This is a genomic window from Streptomyces canus 299MFChir4.1 (assembly GCF_000383615.1).
Taxonomy (GTDB): Bacteria; Actinomycetota; Actinomycetes; order Streptomycetales; family Streptomycetaceae; genus Streptomyces; species Streptomyces canus_C.
Map to the genome: position 1 here is coordinate 278,354 of NZ_KB911585.1, position 19,376 is coordinate 297,729.

General features: G+C 64.8%; 15 protein-coding genes and 1 pseudogene. 8 read left to right on the forward strand and 8 right to left on the reverse strand.

Annotation, left to right across the window (positions count from 1 at the left end):
- Window positions 1-301: 301 nt before the first annotated feature.
- Window positions 302-658, reverse strand: coding sequence for an ArsR/SmtB family transcription factor (locus H293_RS0112200; RefSeq protein WP_020118163.1), 357 nt, complete (start codon window positions 656-658; stop codon window positions 302-304).
- Window positions 659-917: 259 nt separating this feature from the next.
- Between H293_RS0112200 and H293_RS0112205 the strand changes: the two genes are divergently transcribed.
- On the forward strand, window positions 918-1,184 hold the full coding sequence (locus H293_RS0112205; protein ID WP_020118164.1) for a GlsB/YeaQ/YmgE family stress response membrane protein: 267 nt from the start codon (window positions 918-920) through the stop codon (window positions 1,182-1,184).
- Window positions 1,185-1,533: 349 nt separating this feature from the next.
- Here the strand turns inward: H293_RS0112205 and H293_RS54710 are convergent, their stop codons facing one another.
- The 3 genes from H293_RS54710 to H293_RS54715 all read right to left on the reverse strand — a co-directional run bounded on the left by H293_RS54710 (window position 1,534) and on the right by H293_RS54715 (window position 5,742).
- Complete coding sequence (locus H293_RS54710) at window positions 1,534-2,871, reverse strand: MFS transporter (protein ID WP_078612561.1); 1,338 nt, start codon at window positions 2,869-2,871, stop codon at window positions 1,534-1,536.
- Between the two features lie 70 nt (window positions 2,872-2,941).
- The gene (locus H293_RS49390) at window positions 2,942-4,087 is read right to left on the reverse strand and encodes an ATP-grasp domain-containing protein (RefSeq protein ID WP_220450790.1); all 1,146 of its coding nucleotides are present in this window, start codon (window positions 4,085-4,087) and stop codon (window positions 2,942-2,944) included.
- 353 nt (window positions 4,088-4,440) lie between these two features.
- Entirely contained in the window at window positions 4,441-5,742 is a 1,302-nt protein-coding gene (locus H293_RS54715) for an ATP-grasp domain-containing protein (protein WP_158694411.1), read from the reverse strand.
- Window positions 5,743-6,166: 424 nt separating this feature from the next.
- Between H293_RS54715 and H293_RS0112220 the strand changes: the two genes are divergently transcribed.
- On the forward strand, window positions 6,167-7,219 hold the full coding sequence (locus tag H293_RS0112220) for a D-alanine--D-alanine ligase family protein (protein WP_158694412.1): 1,053 nt from the start codon (window positions 6,167-6,169) through the stop codon (window positions 7,217-7,219).
- A gap of 53 nt (window positions 7,220-7,272) precedes the next feature.
- Window positions 7,273-8,175, forward strand: coding sequence for a threonine ammonia-lyase (locus H293_RS0112225; protein WP_020118168.1), 903 nt, complete (start codon window positions 7,273-7,275; stop codon window positions 8,173-8,175).
- Between the two features lie 25 nt (window positions 8,176-8,200).
- Here H293_RS0112225 and H293_RS0112230 read toward each other — a convergent pair whose 3' ends face one another.
- Complete coding sequence (locus H293_RS0112230; protein WP_033415361.1) at window positions 8,201-8,836, reverse strand: C39 family peptidase; 636 nt, start codon at window positions 8,834-8,836, stop codon at window positions 8,201-8,203.
- Window positions 8,837-8,961: 125 nt separating this feature from the next.
- On the opposite strand from H293_RS0112230, the gene H293_RS0112235 reads away from it, so the two are divergent.
- Window positions 8,962-9,801: a M55 family metallopeptidase gene (locus tag H293_RS0112235; RefSeq protein WP_020118170.1), complete on the forward strand. Its 840-nt coding sequence runs from the start codon at window positions 8,962-8,964 to the stop codon at window positions 9,799-9,801.
- A gap of 61 nt (window positions 9,802-9,862) precedes the next feature.
- On the opposite strand, the pseudogene H293_RS61620 reads toward H293_RS0112235, so the two are convergent.
- A pseudogene (locus tag H293_RS61620) lies at window positions 9,863-10,149 on the reverse strand (transposase family protein); the annotation flags it as partial.
- Window positions 10,150-10,834: 685 nt separating this feature from the next.
- On the opposite strand from H293_RS61620, the gene H293_RS54735 reads away from it, so the two are divergent.
- Window positions 10,835-12,073 (forward strand): helix-turn-helix domain-containing protein, encoded by a 1,239-nt coding sequence (locus H293_RS54735; protein ID WP_078612565.1) that lies wholly within the window; start codon window positions 10,835-10,837, stop codon window positions 12,071-12,073.
- A 1,329-nt stretch (window positions 12,074-13,402) separates the two neighbouring features.
- On the opposite strand, the gene dhaK is transcribed toward H293_RS54735, so the two are convergent.
- Both dhaK and H293_RS61625 read right to left on the reverse strand, forming a co-directional pair.
- Window positions 13,403-14,407, reverse strand: coding sequence for a dihydroxyacetone kinase subunit DhaK (gene dhaK / locus H293_RS0112245; RefSeq protein ID WP_020118172.1), 1,005 nt, complete (start codon window positions 14,405-14,407; stop codon window positions 13,403-13,405).
- Window positions 14,408-14,525: 118 nt separating this feature from the next.
- Window positions 14,526-14,696: a hypothetical protein gene (locus H293_RS61625; RefSeq protein ID WP_020118173.1), complete on the reverse strand. Its 171-nt coding sequence runs from the start codon at window positions 14,694-14,696 to the stop codon at window positions 14,526-14,528.
- A gap of 393 nt (window positions 14,697-15,089) precedes the next feature.
- Between H293_RS61625 and H293_RS0112255 the strand changes: the two genes are divergently transcribed.
- The 3 genes from H293_RS0112255 (at window position 15,090) to H293_RS0112265 (ending at window position 19,307) form a co-directional block, all read left to right on the forward strand.
- The gene (locus tag H293_RS0112255) at window positions 15,090-15,938 is read left to right on the forward strand and encodes an MIP/aquaporin family protein (RefSeq protein WP_020118174.1); all 849 of its coding nucleotides are present in this window, start codon (window positions 15,090-15,092) and stop codon (window positions 15,936-15,938) included.
- A 62-nt stretch (window positions 15,939-16,000) separates the two neighbouring features.
- Entirely contained in the window at window positions 16,001-17,518 is a 1,518-nt protein-coding gene (gene glpK, locus H293_RS0112260) for a glycerol kinase GlpK (protein WP_020118175.1), read from the forward strand.
- A 76-nt stretch (window positions 17,519-17,594) separates the two neighbouring features.
- Window positions 17,595-19,307, forward strand: coding sequence for a glycerol-3-phosphate dehydrogenase/oxidase (locus H293_RS0112265; RefSeq protein ID WP_028807775.1), 1,713 nt, complete (start codon window positions 17,595-17,597; stop codon window positions 19,305-19,307).
- Window positions 19,308-19,376: the final 69 nt, after the last annotated feature.

A 19,376-nucleotide genomic window follows, 5' to 3' on the forward strand; every position in this document is an offset into this window, starting at 1 on the left:
TCAGGCCGGGCCTTGGAGGGGGCGGCCGGGCGTGCGCGGCGGTGTACAGGCAGGCCAAGCGGGAACTTCGCCTAGGTTGCGTAGTTGCGCAATCTAACAAACCCCTGGCGCGACCAGCACGGACCGCGTCGCATTTCACGGGTGAGAGATCTCATGACCGAACGCGGCAACCTCCGGGACGCCTGACCCTCGGGGGGCGAGGTCCCGGTCCTCGGCCGATCCTCCGAGCCGCGGTTCGCCGACGTCCCGACCCCTTCTTGACCTCGTCGAACGAGGAATCGCCCCCCGGGGGCGCCGGCGCCTAGAAGCTGCGAGAGCCGGCGTTGTGCGCGACGGCCGGGCCGGTACGGGCGGTCAGCTGGCCGACCATGACGCGGACCACGGTCACGATGTCAGGGTCGTCGACGTAGTAGATCTGCCGGCGACCTTCACGTCGGGAACGCACGAGCCCGGCGAGTTTCAGTTTCGCCAGGTGCTGGCTGACCGCGGGCAGCGCGCCGCCGACCCGGTCGGCGAGGTGGGTGACATCGCTCTCGCCCTGGGACAACGCCCACATGATGTGCAGCCGGGCCGAAGAGGCGAGCAGTCCGAACGCGGCGGCCGCCTCGGTCAGGACCTCGACGGACGGATCCTCGATGCCACCGGCGAGTGTCGCCACGATCCCCTCCCACCCCGGTCACCGTCGACGCACGTGTGCTGTCTCAGTGTAAGGGGTGGCACCCCGACCACGAGAGGGCTTCCAGTTCGCTGGTTGCGCAATGTAATAAGCGTGTGAAAGAACATCGACGACTTGTCATCAGCGACCTGTCAGCCCTGCTCCTCCCTGGCCTCACTCCATAAGCTTGCGCAATCAGGCAACCGAAGGGTCGTGGACCGGGCGCACTCCGCCTGGTGAGGCCCGACTGGAGGACTACACCGTGGGCATCATCGGCTGGATCATTCTGGGTCTGCTCGCCGGAGCCATCGCCAAGATCCTGCTGCCCGGCCGCGACCCTGGCGGCCTGATCGGCACCACCCTCATCGGGGTCGCGGGAGCGTTCGTCGGTGGATGGCTCTCCGCGCGCCTCTTGGACCGCCCGGTGGAGAGCCACTTCTTCGACCTCTACACCTGGGGCGCCGCGATCGGCGGCTCCCTGGTGCTGCTGATCGGCTACCGCCTGCTGTTCGGCAACTCGCGGAACTGACCCGCGGGACGCACCCGCTGCCGTCGCCGGCCGGCGGCAGCGCAGAGGGGGCGGCACGCTCCGTACCGCCTTGCGGGGGCGTGCCACCACCGCTCGGGGATCCGCTCCGCGCGGCTCGCCGTGGATGCCCGGCACAGGGCCGCAAGAACGGGAGACCGGCCGCCGCGGCAGCCCCACCTGCGAGGCCGCGACGGCGACAGCGGGCCGCACCTTTCCGCCAGCGGTGGGAGATCTCGCGCGCCGCGCCCCCTCGGCCACCGAACGCGCGCCAACACCCAGGCGAATCACGCCTGTTCCTCCGGTCGCAGACCGAACGTGCCGTTACGAGAATCAAACTACTGTCTCCGCCTTAATGCCTGTCAGCGGCTAGGCCAACCGAGGCAGGCGCAGTAGCCGTTGTCATGCGTATGGCACCTCGCCGAATGGCTGCCGCCATCAAGAAACCCGCACCCAGGAGAAATGCGGCAGAAATAAACCACCCGATGGCCCCATGTGGCAGAATCAATACGGTGACCAGAAACGGACCGAGTACCTGACTCACTCCAATCCCAGTGGCAAATAGGCCCTGATATTGCCCCTGGGCATCCTCTGGCGCGAGTTCAAAGCTAGCTGCCCAGGATCCTGTTGCATGCAAGATTTCACCGAGCGCGTGCGCAGTGCCGGCCACCAACAGGATACCAATGGTGAGCCATCCTGTCACAGGCCCCGACAGCCCGAGCAACAAGCATGCTGAGGCCAGGAGAACACCAGCCAGGGAAACGCAGCGGCCCGCATGGCGCAGCGGCCCGAAGCGACGGCCGACGGGGACTTGCAGAACAAGGATCACCAACGTATTGAGCAAGAAAAGTACGGCAACGAGCCCGCGCGGCGCATCGGTGTATTCGGACACCCACAGAGGGATTCCGACCTCCAGAATGGCATAGTGCAACTGGAGCAATGAGTTGATCAGGACGACGGTCACGTACGAGCGGTCCGCCAACGCAGCCCACCGGCTGACTTTATGTGCGTCAGCCACAGGAGGTACTGGGGGTACGCGCATTACCGCGACAGCTCCGCAGAGGAAACAGCCACTGCCGACGACGAGCAGAGTTTCATAAGTCGCCTGGCGGTCGGAGGCTAGGGCGATGCTCGCCAGTGCGGTACCCACTGCGAACCCCAGGTTGGTCACGGATCGGAGATACGCGCGAGTCACTATACGTTCATTTGCCGGAATCAGGTGTGCAATCAGCGTCATGCGCACAGCTGAATCGCCCTGTATCGCGAACGCGAGAAGGCTGGCGGCAACAACGAAAGCGGAATATGACTCGGCTTGGGTGTACAGCAGAACTGCAGCCGCCTGACACGCGAGCAGCGCGATGAGCAGTCCACGGGAACCCAGTCGGTCGGACAGTCTGCCGAGCGGGATTCCCGCAGTGAGACCAATGAGCGCCGCGACGGCAAGCCCAGCACCGACCTGCGAAACCGACAAACCGACGATACGGGTGAAATAGATCGAGCTCAGCGTCACGACGAGGCCAGTGCCCATCGTGTGCAAGGCAGTGCTGAGAGCTAGCGGTCTCGCCTGCCGCGTGGGGGGTAGCAAGTTTCGCGACAGAGCTTTGACTCGGCCTTTTGATTCGACCGTCACTTGAGATTCATTGATCGACGTCGCACTGTTCGTCACGCCGATGCTCCCAAGAAGCACCATGAGCTGGTGACGTCGCCCGTCGCGTGACCCTCGCGCTGCTCGTACTCAACTGCACAGTGAAACACCCCGCTCACCTCGCCGCCGACTTGCCGGTTGACTCGGAGGGATGTTTCGCATGCGCCGCGGGAATTCTGGCACTCGCGGCCACAAATGCGTCGAGAGCATCTCCGGGGATGGCCTGTACCGCGCTGTCCGGCGCATCATCAGTGGACGGGAGGATCGTGATATCGATCTGCGCAGCCAGCTCACGAGCCAGATCCACCGCCCCAGCCGGTGTACCGCCGAGCGTGATGACATGGCCGACATAGTCACCACCCCACCTCAGCCCGAACGACCGCTGGCCCGGAGCAGGTACCTCCACCTCCGATACATCGTTGCGGGCCGCCACCTGTTCGACACCAGTGACGCCGGCGATAGTGCCCGCCTGGGCCGTGAGGAACCTGATTGCCGCTGACCTCTGGGCCACGGGCGGACTGCTGAGAGAAACGCCCCGTCCGGCTGCGAGCTCGAAGACCAACTGCTCCATGTCGATGCCATGAGCCAGCCTGACCAACTCGTTGATGTGGCCACCGGCCCGGCGGCAATGTGACTCCACGACCTCCGGTCCCGACGACGTCAGAATGATCTCGGTGTGCGACGGCCCCCACTTGAGACCCACAAGGTCCAGCAGGCCCTTCACGAGTCGGTGACAAGCTTCCAGCTCATTGGGGGGAACGGGTGCGGGCACTGCGTGCCCGATCTCGATGAACTCATCACTGAGCTCTTTCGTCGTGGCAGCGAGCGGGATGTGCCGTCCATCGATAGAGAAAAACTCGACGGATATCTCGGTCCCGACGAGAAACACCTCAGCCAGCATCTCGGTCAGGCCGGCATCGGCAACCCAGCGCCACGCCGCCTCGGCTTCCGCAGGAGCACGCACCAGCCGGACCCCCCAGCTGCCACTCCCCCCTCGAGGCTTGATGATGGTAGGTCCGTGGTTGCTTACGAACCTCGTGAGGTCATCCGCGCAGGTCACCATCTCCGACGCGGCGTGGCTGAGACCATGCTTACGCAGCAGGCTTCGGGTGGCGAACTTGTCGTTGAAGATCTCTGCGATCTCGAATGAATTACCCGGCAATCCAAGTTCTGACGTGAGATGACCGGCGATCATCTGCAATGCTTCGGCATGGCAGACAATATTCGAGAAAGGTGATTCGGAATGCATCTCCCGAACCATCTGAACTATCCCAGCCAAGTCGCCGAAATCGACGATTCTTACATCCTGGCAAATCTTGGATGCTCGCTCAGTCAGATCGTCAGTGGCCCTGATGTTTACTATGCGGAGCCCAAGCCCCTCAGCCTTCATGAGGAGTCGGCTGGTGCCCCCGAGGACGAGGATTCGGCGCGGTTCCATTGACTCAGTCCTTCATGTCCAGTCTGATTCAGCCACGGTAATGATCTCCTGGCGATCGACGGCTGGCATCAGCGGCCGTAAGTCGCGTGCAAGCCGGACCCGGTTGCCATGGCGAGCGGCGCCATGATGCGAGCGCTCGTACCCGCACTGCATTCAGCCGGCGTCCAACCCGATGATCAACGGGCTTCTTCCAGCACTGGCAGATATGAAAAAACTTCGTCCGATTTCAAAATATCGGACAAATCGAGGAGACGGTCGACTGATTCGGACGCTGCTATAACTCGCGCCAAACGGCCGGCAGACGTCCCGCGCTGCCATTCTGGAGATTCTCCGACCTTACAGAAGACTTCGGCCTCCACGACTCCGTCAAGAGCCAGGAGTTCATCAACCGTTGGCGCCTTCGAGACCGTCACGTCCCTCGCCGGGGATTGCGGAATGTACTGCCCCGAACTGCGCAAACGAGGCCCCAGTGGCGCAACCTCACGTCCTGTCGCGACTGCAGCCATCGCAGCGACAATGTCGTAGTCGAAACAGAGATGAAGCATCTCAATGACAGCGCCACCAAGTCTGCTGTTGACCTCAATGATGCGAGGGCCGTCAGCGGTGAGCATTATTTCCGTGTGGACCATCGAATTTGTGATCCCGATGGCATCAATTGCTTCTGTAGCACACCCGAGTATCGCATCGACTCGTTGCTCGGGCAGTGTTGACGGCATCAGGTTTCCGTTTTCCCGGAAGGACTCCGAGAGCGGGAACTTATCCGTAACTACTAGGTGATTGATCGAGCCGTTCTGTACCAAAGACTCGACGCTCACGTAGTGGGCCAGGCGCGGATCATCGTGCCACTGCTGGCCTATCAGCATTTCTTCCAGAACGAAGTCCGCCGATCCGTTGCCGCGGGGATCCGTCTTGTACCGCCTGGTCGCGTCCTCCCACAATTCTGCGAGATCGATGCCCGGCGTGATCTGATACGTCGCCACACTGCTGACCCCGACGGAGGGCTTGAGTATGGCCGGCAACCCAACCTCTGCCACTGCGCCAACCAGTTCACTCAGGCAGCGCACAGCGGAGAAGCGGGGTATGGGAGCTCCCGCCTTCGCGAGCGCAATACGCTGCTCCTCTTTGCTTCTGAGAGCAGGGAGCGATGAGGGCGAGTTCGCAGGAAGTCCCAACGCGAGCGCCGCGGCATGAGTCTCTGATACAACCAGCTCACTGAACCCGAGGATTCCTTCAGGCTGCCATTCACGGCAGAATTCTATGATCGACCCCAGGGGATCGCTGCCGCCCAGCAGAGGTGAATGCTCGCAAAACTGGCTGATAGCCCGCGCGTGCGCCTCGTCCTTTTCTCGGTCACCTGTGGGGGCCCAGAGAACGTGTACGTCATACCTCGCAGTGAGGCTTGGCATATACCACCTCGGTGGTGGTGGCCCCGGACCATCGAGGAACACCAGCCTTGGAAGTTTCGTTTCGCCTGGCATTCGATTACTCCTTAGCAAGGGATCGCAAGGAACGCTCATGGTCAGTAGTGGGCAATTGAGAGGCCAGAACCTCATCGGGGCACTCTCCTGCACGGTTCGAGTGCGCCGGCCGACCAAGCTAGTCACAGACTGCACAAGGAGTCAAGCTGTGAGTCATCTTTATGACTTCGATGTCGGCTGCAAATGCCAGCATAAGGTGCATATACCACCACAGATAGAGAGATCCGAGGCCCCCGCGAGGTGATGCGCGGCAGGACCGGCCGACCAATCGCAAGTTCAGTCACATCTGTGACTCTCTATTGACTCGGTAGTCAACCTTCCGTAGCGTCAAGAGCACGAGGCGCACAGGCATGGCCTACGCGCCAGACAGCATCAGCCCAATACACCAAGCGGTTTAGTCGCTTTCTAGAATGAGGGGGCATTGGTGTCCACAGGTGTCACACTCTTAGTCGGCGGTCGGAGTACCGAACACGATGCATCTCTGCACGGATATCATCACGTACTTCACGAACTACTGAAAGAATCGGACCGTGTCACAATCGACTCGGTGTTCTACATCAGCCGTTCGGGCGTCGTTCACGTTTTCAAAAACGGGCCGTGGCCCGAGGATGAGGCCGGACTCCTCAAAGGCAGCACGCTTCCGCTGGGCTCAGCTGTCGAACGTCTGCGAGAGAGCGGCTCGTTCGTCTTCTCTCTCCTGCACGGCAATGAGGGCGAGGACGGGGGATGGCAAGGCTTGGCGGAGGTCTTCGAAGTTCGCGGGAACTTCGGCCCCACGCTGGCCTCGGCCGTGGGTATGAACAAGTATCTCCAAGCCAGCCTGGCGACGGCCTTGCTCCCCGCTCTGCATACCCCGCGTTCTGTGCTGGTGCAGGGGAACGCGTTCGATGCACAGCGCATCCTGAGCAAGATCGGTGCGGGCCCCGTGGTGGTGAAGCCGAACCGGATGGGCGCATCGTTGCTCACAACGTGTCTGCACGCCCCGACCGAAGAATCCCTGGCAGCAGCAGTCAACGCAGTTGCGCCGTATGACACCCAGATCCTTGTGCAGGAGTTCATTCGCGGGCGCGAGTACTCCTGCAGTGTCTATCGGGAAGAGGGAAAGTTCGTCGATCTTCCCGTCGCCGAGATTGTTTCGCAGGGGTTTTTCGGCCACGAGGAAAAACACGTCAAGGGGCGTGCGCGCATCGAGCTGTGCGATGAGGATGCAACAGTCACAGCCATCCGTGAGTTGTCGCACTCACTCTTTGAGGCGACCGATGTTGCCACGTTCGCTCGCTTTGACTACATCGTCAGAGACGCCGAGATCTACTTCCTGGAGGTCAACACCCTTCCCGGCTTGATGTCCGGCAGTATCTTCCCGCGGGCGCTCGCCGCATCCGGTCGTACTATCGCCGATCTCGTCTTGGCCTCGGTTGGGGACTACGACGGCCGTCCTTCACGGAACAAAATCAAGGAATACGAGATCAGTCACTGAGTCCGCCCATTCCCCCGGGTGGGCCCCACACCCTGTCACCGTGAAGGACGGCAATGGCCACGCAGCAGAAGGAAACAATCGAGCCCACCCGCACTCGCATCGTCAGGATGCAGCCACACGGATGGCGCAGCATCCTGATCAAGGATGAGTCACAGCAGATATCAGGCGCGTTCAAGTACCGAGGCAACGCTCATAAAGTAGAGCAGTTACCGTCGGAGAGCGCCCTGGTCACAGCATCCACCGGGAACCACGCATCCGGCTTGGCCCACGCGGCATCGGCTCGCGGGCTGTCGCTTCGTGTCTTCGTGCCCCGAACGACGCCATTGGCCAAGCGGCGCAAGATCACAGGTGCTGGCGCTGACATCGAGTTGGTGGATGGCGGCTACGACGACTGCGAGGTTCTGGCGCGCAGGTACGCGTCCGCACGGTCCGCTGTTTTCGTACACAGCTTCGACGACCCTGACATCATCGAGGGACATCGGAGCCTGTACCGCGAGGTACGCGAGGAGGCAGGCCTGCCCGACACTGCTTTCGTGCCCGTCGGAGGTGGTGGTTTGGTCGCGGCCGGCATCGCCGAGTGGGGCAATGAGGCCACTGAGATCGTCGGAGTGGAATATGAGGCCGCCCCGGCAATGCAGTTGTCGCTGCAGGCCCGCCGAAGAGTGCAACTCGAGTCGGCTCGCGGCCTGCCGGAGGGCCTGCTGGTGCGACGAATCGGAGCCCGTTCGTTTCAAGCGTGCCGCGACTACGGCCTGAACGTCCGCACCGTCGGCGATGAGGAGCTGCATCGAGCGATGCGCATCCTCTGGGCGGAGGCGGGGATCCGGGCCGAGGGAGCAGGAGCAGCAGCCTTCGCGGCGGCCTTGCAGAACCCTGACCCCCGCAGGAGGGCGCTCTGTGTCGTCTCGGGCGGGAACATCGACGACGAGGTGTGGAAGAACTGCATTCTCGGTTAGCCCATGCCCGGCCGCCTCTGCTGACCTATCGCTCGAGGACTACGCCTCGTTGAGCGAAAGACTGCGACAGCACGGGCCATGGCACCTCGGCGAAGCGTTGGGAAATCCCAGGCAGGCCCGAGGGGTTGTGGATCTGCAAGTGGCCGGGCGCACACCCGACAGCGAGAACCAGATGCCCGCCGCGGCTAGGCGGCAGGGCCTCCGGGTCCCGGATCAACGGGTGCACGGACAGCATCACCAGCTTCCCGTCGCTGAGGAGCCCCGGGAGCTCGTCGGCCGTCAGGTCTGTCCGGACCTGTGCTTTGATCCCCCAGCGCTGGGCTGCGTGTTGGGCGAACGGCACGTAGATAAGACCGTCCAGACCGTTCTCACGACGCACATATGCGCCAGCATCCAGAAACTCCCGGGCCAGGGTCACCAGGCCGGCCGATGGCAAGTTCCAATAGTCCAGCGCCATGCGCAGGCAGGCCATTCCGCATATGCGCCACGACCAAAAGGCATATTCGTCTTCGCTGGTGGCTCCTGAACGCTGCCAGAGCGGATCGGCCTCAGCCTTCACCTTGCCTGCTAAAAGGTCGGGCACCAGGTCTGCCGATTCCCATTGCGAGTAGTACGGCACCGCATGCCGGATCGAAATTTCTTGGGCTGTAATTTGCTGCATGTCCCCATTTTCGCACACAAGCTGGCATGATTCGGCGGACATGCCAGCGGAAGGACAGGACGATAGCACGACGCCAAGTCCAGCGCGACATCCGCTCGTCATGAACTGTGCGAGGGAATTTGCACATGAAGGTTTACATCAGTGCAGACATGGAGGGAATTTCCGGTCTGGTTGACGCGGCGGATGTTCAGCCACCCGGGAGGGATTACGAACACGGCCGTGTCATGATGACCGAAGATGTCAATGCCGCCATTTCCGGAGCCTTGTCCGGCGGTGCGACGGACGTCTTGGTGAACGACGCACACGGGCCCATGCGTAACATGCTTCCGGACCGGTTGCACCCAAGGGGTCGCCTCATCAAGGGGCGATCCAAGCCGATGAGCATGATCGAGGGGCTCGACAGCGATTTCGCCGTCGTGCTCTGCATTGGCTTCCATGCACGAGCCGGCTCGCCGGGCGTCATGAGCCGCAGCTTCATGGGGCACGAGATCGAGGACATGTGGCTGAATGGTCAGCCTGTCGGCGAGATTGGGCTGCTGCATGCGGCGGCGGCCGCCTTGCGCGTGCCAGTCGGACTGCTGTCGGGAGACGACGCCGCATGCGAGGAGATGGCCGCATGGGACAGCAGCGTGACAACCGTCCCTGTCAAGTTGGCGCGGGATCGGTTTGCCGCTGAACTGCGGCCGGTCATCGAAGCCCGAGCCTCGATCCAGGCGGCAGCACACAATCTGCTCGCGGAACTGTCGGCCGCACCGCGTCAGCCGTCCGCCCCGGCGGATGTCTGCACGTTGGCGGTTCGCTGGCAGTCAGCCGCCGTGGCAGCTCATTTGCTCGGCATCCCGGGCGTGACCATGCGAGACACCAGGACGGTCCAGGCTGAGGGGAAGATGCCTGATCTGTACCGGCTACTCGGGATCTTCCTGCGGGTGGCAGGGTCGCTTGCCAACCAAGGGCCCTACTGCTGATGGGCATGTCATGCCAAATGCAATATCCATTACGATAAAGGGCAACCGAGTAACGGATTCAGTCCCTGAGCGTAGGGACGCCTTGGCGTTCGCGGATTCGGATGATCCGGTGATGGGGGCCGCACTCAGGTCGTGCGCTCGGCCGGGCAATGCGGGCGAGATCCACAGCAACCGGCCACAAGGGTCGGTCACGAGCTGCACGTACGCCATGTCGGCGGTGCTTGGCGGAGTAGTCGGCCCGGCCGTCGCCGATCCGGGCGCGCTCCGCACGAGTGCCGTCAAGGAGAACGCGGTCGGGATCGGTCTCGCGCAGCAGCTTGGGCAGGCCCGGTGCACGCTCCCTCCCGGGACTACCACCTCAAGAAGCGCGCTGAAGGGCTGATCCACACCCAAGCACTGCTCGCTCTTGCCCGCCGCCGAGTCGACGTGCTGTGGGCCATGCTCCGCGACAAGAGACTGTTCACCCCCCCTCCAGCCTCCCGACCGGCTTGACACGGTCATTGAGACTCACTCCACGAGCGCATGCGGCAGGTCGAGTGCGGCAGAATACGGAACCAACGCGGCTCCTGTGCCTGTGGGTTGAGACTTCGAACACCTCCCCCAACGGCACGGGAGCCTCATGCGTGCGCACCCCGTCGGCGTCGCCCAATCGGCGGCCACGCCGAAAACGCTCCCTGTGTAAAATCTGCGAGCTTGACTGCCGGTGTCATAGATTTGACATCCGTTTGCCACGTACTATGTCTCCACTTGACACTTAGAGACGCAACACCCGTCCCGCCGCACCCCTAATCACCGAGGACAGCTCGAGCAGCGCCGGGACTCTGATCCCCCATGTCAGGATCAGAGTCCCGGCATGACGCAGCAGGATCGCTAAGGCCACTCGATGTCCGTCGTCGTGCAAGGTAAGGAGGGCCGTTGGGCCTCTTCTGCAGCTTGACTGTTGCAGGGCCTCCTCATCGCCACGGCGGGTGTAGCGATTGGGCGGCGCGTAGTGCGGGTCACGCGGATCTCCTAGCGGGTCGAAGGATGTTCAATGGAGATTAGACAGCCGGCTTTCGGAAAAAAGCTGAGGACTCTTCGCCTTGAGAATGGGCTGACACAGGCGGATCTAGCGGGAGGTCCGGTCTCCACGAGTTATGTTTCAAGGATTGAGAGCGGCTCTCGCATTCCATCCGTGGAGACAGTCCGATATGTGGCAGCAAAACTTGGTGTCACCATAGAAGAACTTCTTTCCGTCGATACATCTGAAAATTCCTGGAACGTAACAGCAGCGGAGATCTCTACCCTGCTCGCAGATAAGGACTTTCCAGCCGTCATCGACGCGTTGCACCCATACGGTGCAGATCTGTCGGCACGGCTTCCCGAGGGATGGGCCTGGCAGATGCTGTGGGCCAGGTCTCGCGCCCATACGGAACTGCAGGACGGACAGGGGCGACGCACCGATCTGCACCAAATGGTGGCGCTGACCAGGAAATGGGATGCACCATCTCTGCTTGCAAGACTTCTGGTCGACCTATCGGATTCCGCACGCGCCCTCGGCGACATTGGAGAGGCACTTGCCGCAGCCGAGGAGGCCCTTTCCATCGTAAATCACATTTCTCCGGTTATAAATACGCTAAGGATCCAGTGTTTTCTCGCGGTGATGGCAGCCGAAACCGAGGCCGGCTTGCTGCATCAAGCGATTACGAAGGTGCCACAGGTGCTTGACGCAGCAAGAGACGCTTCACCCTCGATGAAAGCGCGGGTGTATTGGAGCTGTTCCGGCGTCAAAGTGCGGCAGGGCGCCTTCCGAGAAGGGAAGGAACTGATCGACCTGGCCATTTCCACCATGCCGAGCCGGGACGATCTCCTCGGCTGGGCACGATTGCGTGTGGCTGCGATTTCCCTTCACCTACGGTGCTCAGAATCCACCTCCCCCATGATGCACACGTGGCTCAAAGAATCTTCCGATGCCCTTGCCTATGTGGGGCAACCGGTTCATCACGCCGAACTCAAGGCCGTTGCCGCGCGTATGCACTTGGCAGAAGGCCGCACTGCCGAGGCACGCGCTGAGGCGGCCGATGCGGAGAATTCTGGGCTGCTGTCCTTCCACGACAGACTGCGCACAAAACTCTTGCGCGCCGAGGCTGCAATGAGACTGGGCCACGGCAGGGAAGGGGCTGGTATCGCAGAGGCGGTCGCCGAGGAAGCTGAATCCGCCGGCTACCTAGAACTCGCCGCCGAAGCATGGAAGACGGTGGCGGTCGCTCATAAATCCCCCCCGGTTTTTTAAATCCGCCCGTTGCGCTTTCTTCGTACTGCGTTAATGGACCGTTAAAGAATATACGTCTTGAAGCCTTTGGCGAATCGGACGCAGACGCATCTTACGATCTTCAACAGGATAACTGTACCGCGAAACGGGAGTGACACATTAAGCCACAACACAATGGCTGGAACTGTGCGCCAGTCACTCTCTGGCCTCTCCGCACTTAGGGACATGACGCCAGGTCAGGCGCTGACAGAGAAGTGATCCCGGTTCCCTGGTGGCGTCATTCTCGCATCGCCAAAGTCCCGTGGTCGGCCTGTTGTGGCTGAAACTGTTTACCGCTTGGAGGTGTGGCGCTATCCCTTCCGTGCACATGGCGTGTCGCCTTCCTTGCTCAGGAGGAATCAGCGATGTCCGGGCTGTGGCGACGGGGCGTGATCCCTGCGGTACGACATCCGGGTGAAGCGGGAGGCCGTGCGGCTGGAGGCCACCAAACGGTTCGAAGTCGGGGCTGGGACGCCCAGGTTGCGGTGGAGTTACGGGTGTCGGACCGGCTGGTGGGCAGCAGGGTGGTGCCGGTGCCTTGACGCCACGGCGGGCTCGGCATGCGGCCTGGCCACCGTGTCCTGGACATCGGCTCCGACGGCGACGACAGAGTCCTGAACCCGCCGCCCTGGCCACCGAGCGCATCATGACAAAGACGGCAAGGACCTGTACGAGTTCGTCGTCCACGGTTATGGCGACCAAGGGCGCCTCGCCGCGCAGGAGATGGCGGAGCAGGTCGAGCACTGGCAGCGCAACCACCGCGGCGCCCGCTCCCCCCTCATCACCGCCCGCCCGGCAGTCGGCCGCGCTCCGGCGGGCACGGTCCACGAACCGCCCACCGACGCGAAATGTGCTGGGACGAACGCGCACCGCGTGGTTCAGACGTAGCGCACTGCCCCTGCCCGCACAGACTCAGCAGCGAGCTCGGGCTCGGTCTCTGAGACCGGTCACCTCCTACGCAACGGCTCTGAGTCGATCAGCCCCAGATGTCCGAGTGCAACGGAGCGCGGTCAGCACCAAGTTCAGCACGGGAGCCAGCCCCGCACCGTCAAATCACCCCGAACTACGCGTCCCGGGACGGCACTCGTTCCGACCGCTTTTTCTACGGTGTGCCGACACCTACGCATCCCCGCTGGCCGTCCGTCCGCCGCGTGTGCCTTTGCGCAAGCGGGCGGCCTGGCTGTCGGCATTCTCGGAGGTGGTGTGCGGGATGCCGCGGCTTTCAGGTAGCGGCGTGGTCCTGGAGACTCAGACGGATTTTGACGGTGAACCCGCCGCGTGAGCGGGGTCGCTTCCACCGCCACCACGGGCTCAGCGGCCCCAGCGCAGCGCCGCCGTCTGCACGGGTGCGTCCCACAGCCGCAGCATCTCCTCGTCGGCCCGGCAGAGTGTCACCGAGCAGCCCGCCATGTCCAGCGACGTGACGTAGTTGCCCACGAGCGCCCGCGCCACCGGCACGCCCCGGGCCTCCAGCAGCCGGGCCACCTCGGCGTGGAACCCGTACAGCTCCAGCAGCGGCGTCGCTCCCATCCCGTTGACCAGGGCCAGTACCGGCCCGTCGGCCGGAGGCACGTCCCCCAGCTCCTCGAGTACGGCGCTCACCGCGACCTCCGCGATCTCCCGGGCAGGCATCATCGCGCGCCGCTCTCGGCCCGGCTCGCCGTGGATCCCGACCCCGAGCTCCATCTCCCCGTCCGGCAGGTCGAAGGTCGGGCCTTGTTTCGCGGGGGTGCTGCAGGCGCTGAGCGCCACGCCGAAACTGCGCGAGAACTCGTTGACGCGCCGGGCGATCGCGGCCACCTGCTCCAGCGGTGCGCCCTCCTCGGCGGCCGCCCCGGCGATCTTCTCCACGAACAGGGTCGCCCCGGTGCCCCGCCGCCCGGCCGTGTACAGGCTGTCGGTGACGGCGACGTCGTCGTTGACCAGGACCCGCTCGACCCGGACGCCGTCCTCCTCGGCGAGCTCGGCGGCCATCTGGAAGTTCAGCACGTCCCCGGTGTAGTTCTTGACGACGAACAGCACGCCTTGCCCGGCCTCGACGGCGCTCGCCGCGCGCAGCATCTGCTCCGGGACGGGCGAGGTGAACACCTCCCCCGGACACGCGGCCGACAGCATCCCGTACCCGACGAACCCGGCGTGCAGCGGCTCGTGCCCGGAACCGCCGCCGGACACCAGCCCGACCCGGCCGCCCTCCCGCGCGTCCCGCCGTACGACCACCCGCCGCTCCACATCCACGTCCAGCTCCGGGTGGGCGGCAGCCATCCCCCAGAGGGCATCAGCGACCACGGTCTCCGGACTGTTGATCAGCATCTTCATGGGACCTCCCGGGTGGAACCGGCGGCCTAGCCTCTGCCCAGTGTCCTCACGGAGCTCAGGCATGGCCGGTGACAGGCGGGCGCATTCGCGATCGCGCGCCTCCATAAACAGTGTGCCGTCACGCCGTGGACATCCGCGATGCGTGCTCGCTGCCGCCCGCCTGCCAGGGCAGGGGTGCGGCCAACGGTCCAGGCGGCCAGGGCGCCCCGTCGACGCAGACCATGCCGCAGGTGGCGGCGTACTCCGCGGCGGGTGCGGCGGCGGAGCTGGTGGTGACGACGACCACCACGTCGGACTCGTGGACGGCGAAGCAGGTGCCGCCGAAGCGCCGCAGTTCCTGGGGAACCCGTCCGCGTTCGTCGCGACCACATCGGCGCCCAAGTCGGCTGCCCCGCCGAACGCTTGTACCGGCGTGCAGCCGCCCCGCGCGCACGGCGGGGCGACGTGTGCTCGAAGGCGCCGGCCGCCGGGCTGCGGGCCCCAGGTCGACCTGACCACGGGCGCCGGCATCCCCTGCCGCCTGGTCAGGGTCCTGCCGGCGGGCGGACCTCCGTCTCCTCCATGGCCGGCAGGGGGCAGTATCGCTCCGCACGCGTATGGCTCTGGCCGGTCCTACAATGGTTCTTGGAGGACTCGGGGCAGTCGACGGCCGGCCCTCGGGGCCGGCGGGAAGCGGGCACCCATGGCTGAGCGACTCAAGAGATCAGGACTGGTCGGCGAGCTTTCAGCGGAATTCGCCGGCACCATGATCCTCATCCTCTTCGGTTGTGGCGTGGTGGCTCAGGTAGTCGCCGGCGGGGCCCTCACGACTCCGCCGGGCGGCCTGGGAAACCACGACAGCATCGCCTGGGCCTGGGGTCTCGGCGTCACCCTCGGTGTGTACGTCGCGGCGAGGCTGAGCGGTGCGCACCTCAATCCCGCGGTGACCCTGTCGCTGGCGGCGTTCAAGGGCTTCCCGTGGAGCAAAGTGGCCCCCTACGCGCTGGCCCAGACAGCCGGCGCTTTCGTGGCAGCCCTGATCGTCCGGTGGAACTACACCGAGGCGCTGGCGAAGGCCGATCCCACCCACACGATCAAGACGCAGGGCGTCTTCTCCACGCTGCCCGCGAACGGCAACCCGAACCTGCCGGTCCACGAATGGGGCGCATTCCGCGACCAGGTCATCGGCACCGCGATCCTGCTGCTGCTGATCCTGGCGGTCACGGACCTGCTCAACACGCCCCCCGGAGCCAACCTGGCACCGTTCATCGTCGGTCTGATCGTCGTGGCCATCGGTATGGCCTGGGGCACCAACGCGGGGTACGCGATCAACCCGGCACGCGACTTCGGTCCCCGGCTGGCCAGCTTCTTCACCGGGTACGGCGGAGCGTGGCGAGATCAGTACGGGAACCTCTACTTCTGGGTGCCGATCGCCGGTCCGGTGATCGGAGGTCTGCTGGGAGCGGGCCTGTACAAGTTCTTCATCGGCCGGTTCCTGCCGACCGCTGAGCCGGAGCCCCCCGGACGGATCCCGGCCCCCGACGAGAACTGACCGGTTCCCGGGGTTGCCGGGATCCGGCTGCCCCGGGAGAGCCCAAGGAGAGGCGGCATCCCATGGCGGACTTCGTCGGCGCGGTGGACCAAGGGACCACCAGCACCCGTTTCATGATCTTCGACCATGCCGGCAACGAGGTGGCGAGGCACCAGCTGGAGCACTCACAGATCCTCCCGCGCTCGGGGTGGGTCGAACACGACCCGGTGGAGATCTGGGAGCGCACCAACTCGGTGATCCAGAACGCGCTCCGGCACGGAAACCTCTCACCGGAGGACCTGGCGGCCATCGGTATCACCAACCAGCGGGAGACGACCGTCGTCTGGGACCCGCGCAACGGCCGCCCCTACTACAACGCCATCGTCTGGCAGGACACCCGTACCGACTCCATCGCGGCAGCGCTGGACCGCTCGGGCCAGGGCAACGTCATCCGCCGCAAGGCAGGGCTGCCGCCGGCCACGTACTTCTCCGGCGGCAAGATCCAGTGGATCCTGGAGAACGTCGACGGCGTCCGCGAGGCGGCCGAGCAGGGCCATGCCCTCTTCGGCAACACCGATGCCTGGGTGCTGTGGAACCTCACCGGCGGCCCCGACGGTGGCGTCCACGCCACCGACGTGACCAACGCCAGCCGGACCATGCTGATGGACCTGGAGACCCTCGACTGGGACGACGAGCTGCTGGGCTTCTTCGGCGTTCCCCGGGCGATGCTGCCGACCATCAACCCGTCCTCGCACCGGGAGGCGTTCGGACAGACCCGTACGTCCCGGCCGCTGCGTGCGGCCATACCCATCGCCGGTGTGCTCGGCGACCAGCAGGCAGCCACCGTCGGGCAGGTCTGCTATGCGCCCGGCGAAGCCAAGAACACGTATGGCACCGGCAACTTCCTGGTCCTCAACACCGGCACGGAACTGGTGCGGTCCCAGAACGGCCTCCTGACCACCGTGGCGTACCAGTTCGGCGACAGCCCGGCGATCTACGCACTCGAAGGCTCCATCGCCGTCACGGGCTCCGCGGTGCAATGGCTGCGCGACCAGCTGAAGATCATCAGCGATGCCGCCGAGAGCGAACGCCTGGCGCTCACCGTCGAGGACAACGGCGGGGTCTACTTCGTCCCTGCCTTCTCCGGCCTGTTCGCCCCGTACTGGCGTTCCGACGCCCGCGGCGCGATCGTCGGCCTCGCCCGGTACAACGACAACGGCCACCTGGCGCGGGCCACCCTGGAAGCGATCTGCTACCAGAGCCGCGACGTGGTGGAGGCCATGGAGCAGGACTCCGGCGTCCACCTCGACGTGCTCAAGGTCGACGGCGGCGTGACGGCCAACGACCTGTGCATGCAGATCCAGGCCGATGTCCTCGGCGTCCCGGTCAGCCGCCCGGTCGTCGCCGAGACCACCGCGCTCGGCGCCGCCTACGCAGCCGGTCTGGCCACTGGTTTCTGGCAGGACACCGACGAACTGCGCACCCACTGGCAGGAGTCCAAGCGCTGGGAACCCCAGTGGTCCGAGGAACAGCGCGCGGAAGGATACGCGGGCTGGAAGAAGGCGGTGGAGCGCACGCTCGACTGGGCCAAGGTCGAATAGCTTCCGGCCGGGAGCGACCGAAGGGGCCCGCCCGAGCCGCGTGCGCCGCCCGCACCCGCTGCACGAGGAGGAGACCATGGCGAACCCGGTGGCTCTCTCGCCCGGCGCACGCGCGGAGGCGCTCGTCCGACTGGGAGAGGGCGAGCTTGACGTCCTCGTCGTCGGGGGCGGCGTAGTCGGCGCCGGCGCGGCCCTGGACGCCGCCACTCGGGGCCTGAGAGTCGGCCTCGTCGAAGCCCGGGACTGGGCCTCGGGCACTTCCAGCCGCTCCAGCAAGCTCATCCACGGCGGCCTGCGCTACCTGGAGATGCTGGACTTCCGGCTCGTCGCCGAAGCCCTGAAGGAACGCGGACTCCTGCTTCAGTTCCTGGCCCCTCATCTGGTGCGTCCGGTCCCGTTCCTCTACCCCCTGAAACACCGCATCCGGGAGCGTCCTTACGTCGGCGCCGGCGTGCTGCTGTACGACACCATGGCTGCAGTCTCCGGCACCTCCAGAGGTCTGCCCCACCACCGCCACCTGCTCAAGCGCCAGGCCCTGCACGAGGCGCCCGCGCTGCGCTCCGACGCCGTGGTCGGCGCGATCCAGTACTGGGACGCCCAGGTCGACGACGCCCGGCACACCATGTTCCTCGCCCGCACGGCCGTCGCCTACGGAGCGCTGGCCGCCAACCGCACCCGTGTCAGCCGCTTCCTGCGGCAGGGCGAGCGGGTGGTGGGAGCCGCTGTCACGGATCTGGAGACCGGCGACGAGACAGAGGTGCGAGCGAAGCAGGTCATCAACGCGACCGGCGTGTGGACCGACGACACCCAGGCCCTCGCCGGCACGCGCGGCCAGTTCCACGTCCGCGCCTCCAAGGGCGTACACCTGCTGGTCCCCCGCGACCGGATCAACTCCCGCACCGGGCTTATCCTCCGCACCGAGAAGAGCGTGCTGTTCGTCATCCCCTGGGGACGACACTGGATCATCGGGACCACCGACACCGACTGGACACTCGACAAGGCCCATCCCGCCCTCAGTTCCAAGGACGTCACCTACCTGCTGGAACACGTCAACAGCGTCCTGACCACGCCGTTGGTTCCGGAGGATGTCGAAGGCGTCTACGCCGGTCTGCGTCCCCTCCTGTCCGGCGAGGCGGCGGAAACCAGCAAACTGTCACGGGAGCACCTGGTCGCACACCCGGTACCCGGTCTCGTCGTGGTGGCCGGCGGCAAGTACACGACCTATCGCGTGATGGCCAAGGACGCAGTCGACGAGGCGGCCCGCGGCCTGGACGAGAAAGTGCCCGACTGCGTCACGCAACGCGTTCCGCTGCTCGGCGCCGACGGCTACCCGGCCCTCTGGAACTCCCGTCACATCCTCGCCGAGCGCTCCGGGCTGCATGTCGCCCGTATCGAACACCTGTTGAACCGCTACGGCTCCCTGGTGCACGAGCTGCTCGCCATGGTCGCAGCCGACTCCTCGCTCGGCGAACCGTTGCCGAGCTCCGACGACTACCTGCGGGTCGAGGCCGTATACGCGGTGACCCATGAGGGTGCCCGCCACCTGGAGGACGTGCTCGCCCGACGTACTCGGATCTCCATCGAGTCCTGGGACCGTGGCGTGGACGCGGCGCAGACCGTCGCGGAACTGATGGCGCCTCACCTGGGATGGGACCAAGCGCACCGGGACCGTGAGGTCAACCACTACCTGAAGCGGGTGGCCGCCGAACGCGAGGCCCAGCAGCAGCCGGACGACCAGACCGCCGACGCGGTACGGCTCGACGCCCCCGACATCATCCCGGTGCACTGAACAAGGTCGGACTACGCGTCCCGGGCGACACTCGTTTCGACACCATCGATCCCCTGAACCGCCTTTCCA

Bases quoted from the DNA above. Each gene is read 5' to 3' on its own strand.
- H293_RS54735 (WP_078612565.1), top strand. From the start codon at position 10,835: ATGGAGATTAGACAGCCGGCTTTCGGAAAAAAGCTGAGGACTCTTCGC.
- H293_RS0112265 (WP_028807775.1), top strand. From the start codon at position 17,595: ATGGCGAACCCGGTGGCTCTCTCGCCCGGCGCACGCGCGGAGGCGCTC.
- H293_RS0112225 (WP_020118168.1), top strand. From the start codon at position 7,273: ATGGCCACGCAGCAGAAGGAAACAATCGAGCCCACCCGCACTCGCATC.
- glpK (WP_020118175.1), top strand. From the start codon at position 16,001: ATGGCGGACTTCGTCGGCGCGGTGGACCAAGGGACCACCAGCACCCGT.
- H293_RS0112235 (WP_020118170.1), top strand. From the start codon at position 8,962: ATGAAGGTTTACATCAGTGCAGACATGGAGGGAATTTCCGGTCTGGTT.
- H293_RS54710 (WP_078612561.1), bottom strand. From the start codon at position 2,871: ATGGTGCTTCTTGGGAGCATCGGCGTGACGAACAGTGCGACGTCGATC.
- H293_RS0112230 (WP_033415361.1), bottom strand. From the start codon at position 8,836: ATGCAGCAAATTACAGCCCAAGAAATTTCGATCCGGCATGCGGTGCCG.
- H293_RS54715 (WP_158694411.1), bottom strand. From the start codon at position 5,742: ATGCCAGGCGAAACGAAACTTCCAAGGCTGGTGTTCCTCGATGGTCCG.
- dhaK (WP_020118172.1), bottom strand. From the start codon at position 14,407: ATGAAGATGCTGATCAACAGTCCGGAGACCGTGGTCGCTGATGCCCTC.
- H293_RS49390 (WP_220450790.1), bottom strand. From the start codon at position 4,087: ATGGTTCGGGAGATGCATTCCGAATCACCTTTCTCGAATATTGTCTGC.
- H293_RS0112255 (WP_020118174.1), top strand. From the start codon at position 15,090: ATGGCTGAGCGACTCAAGAGATCAGGACTGGTCGGCGAGCTTTCAGCG.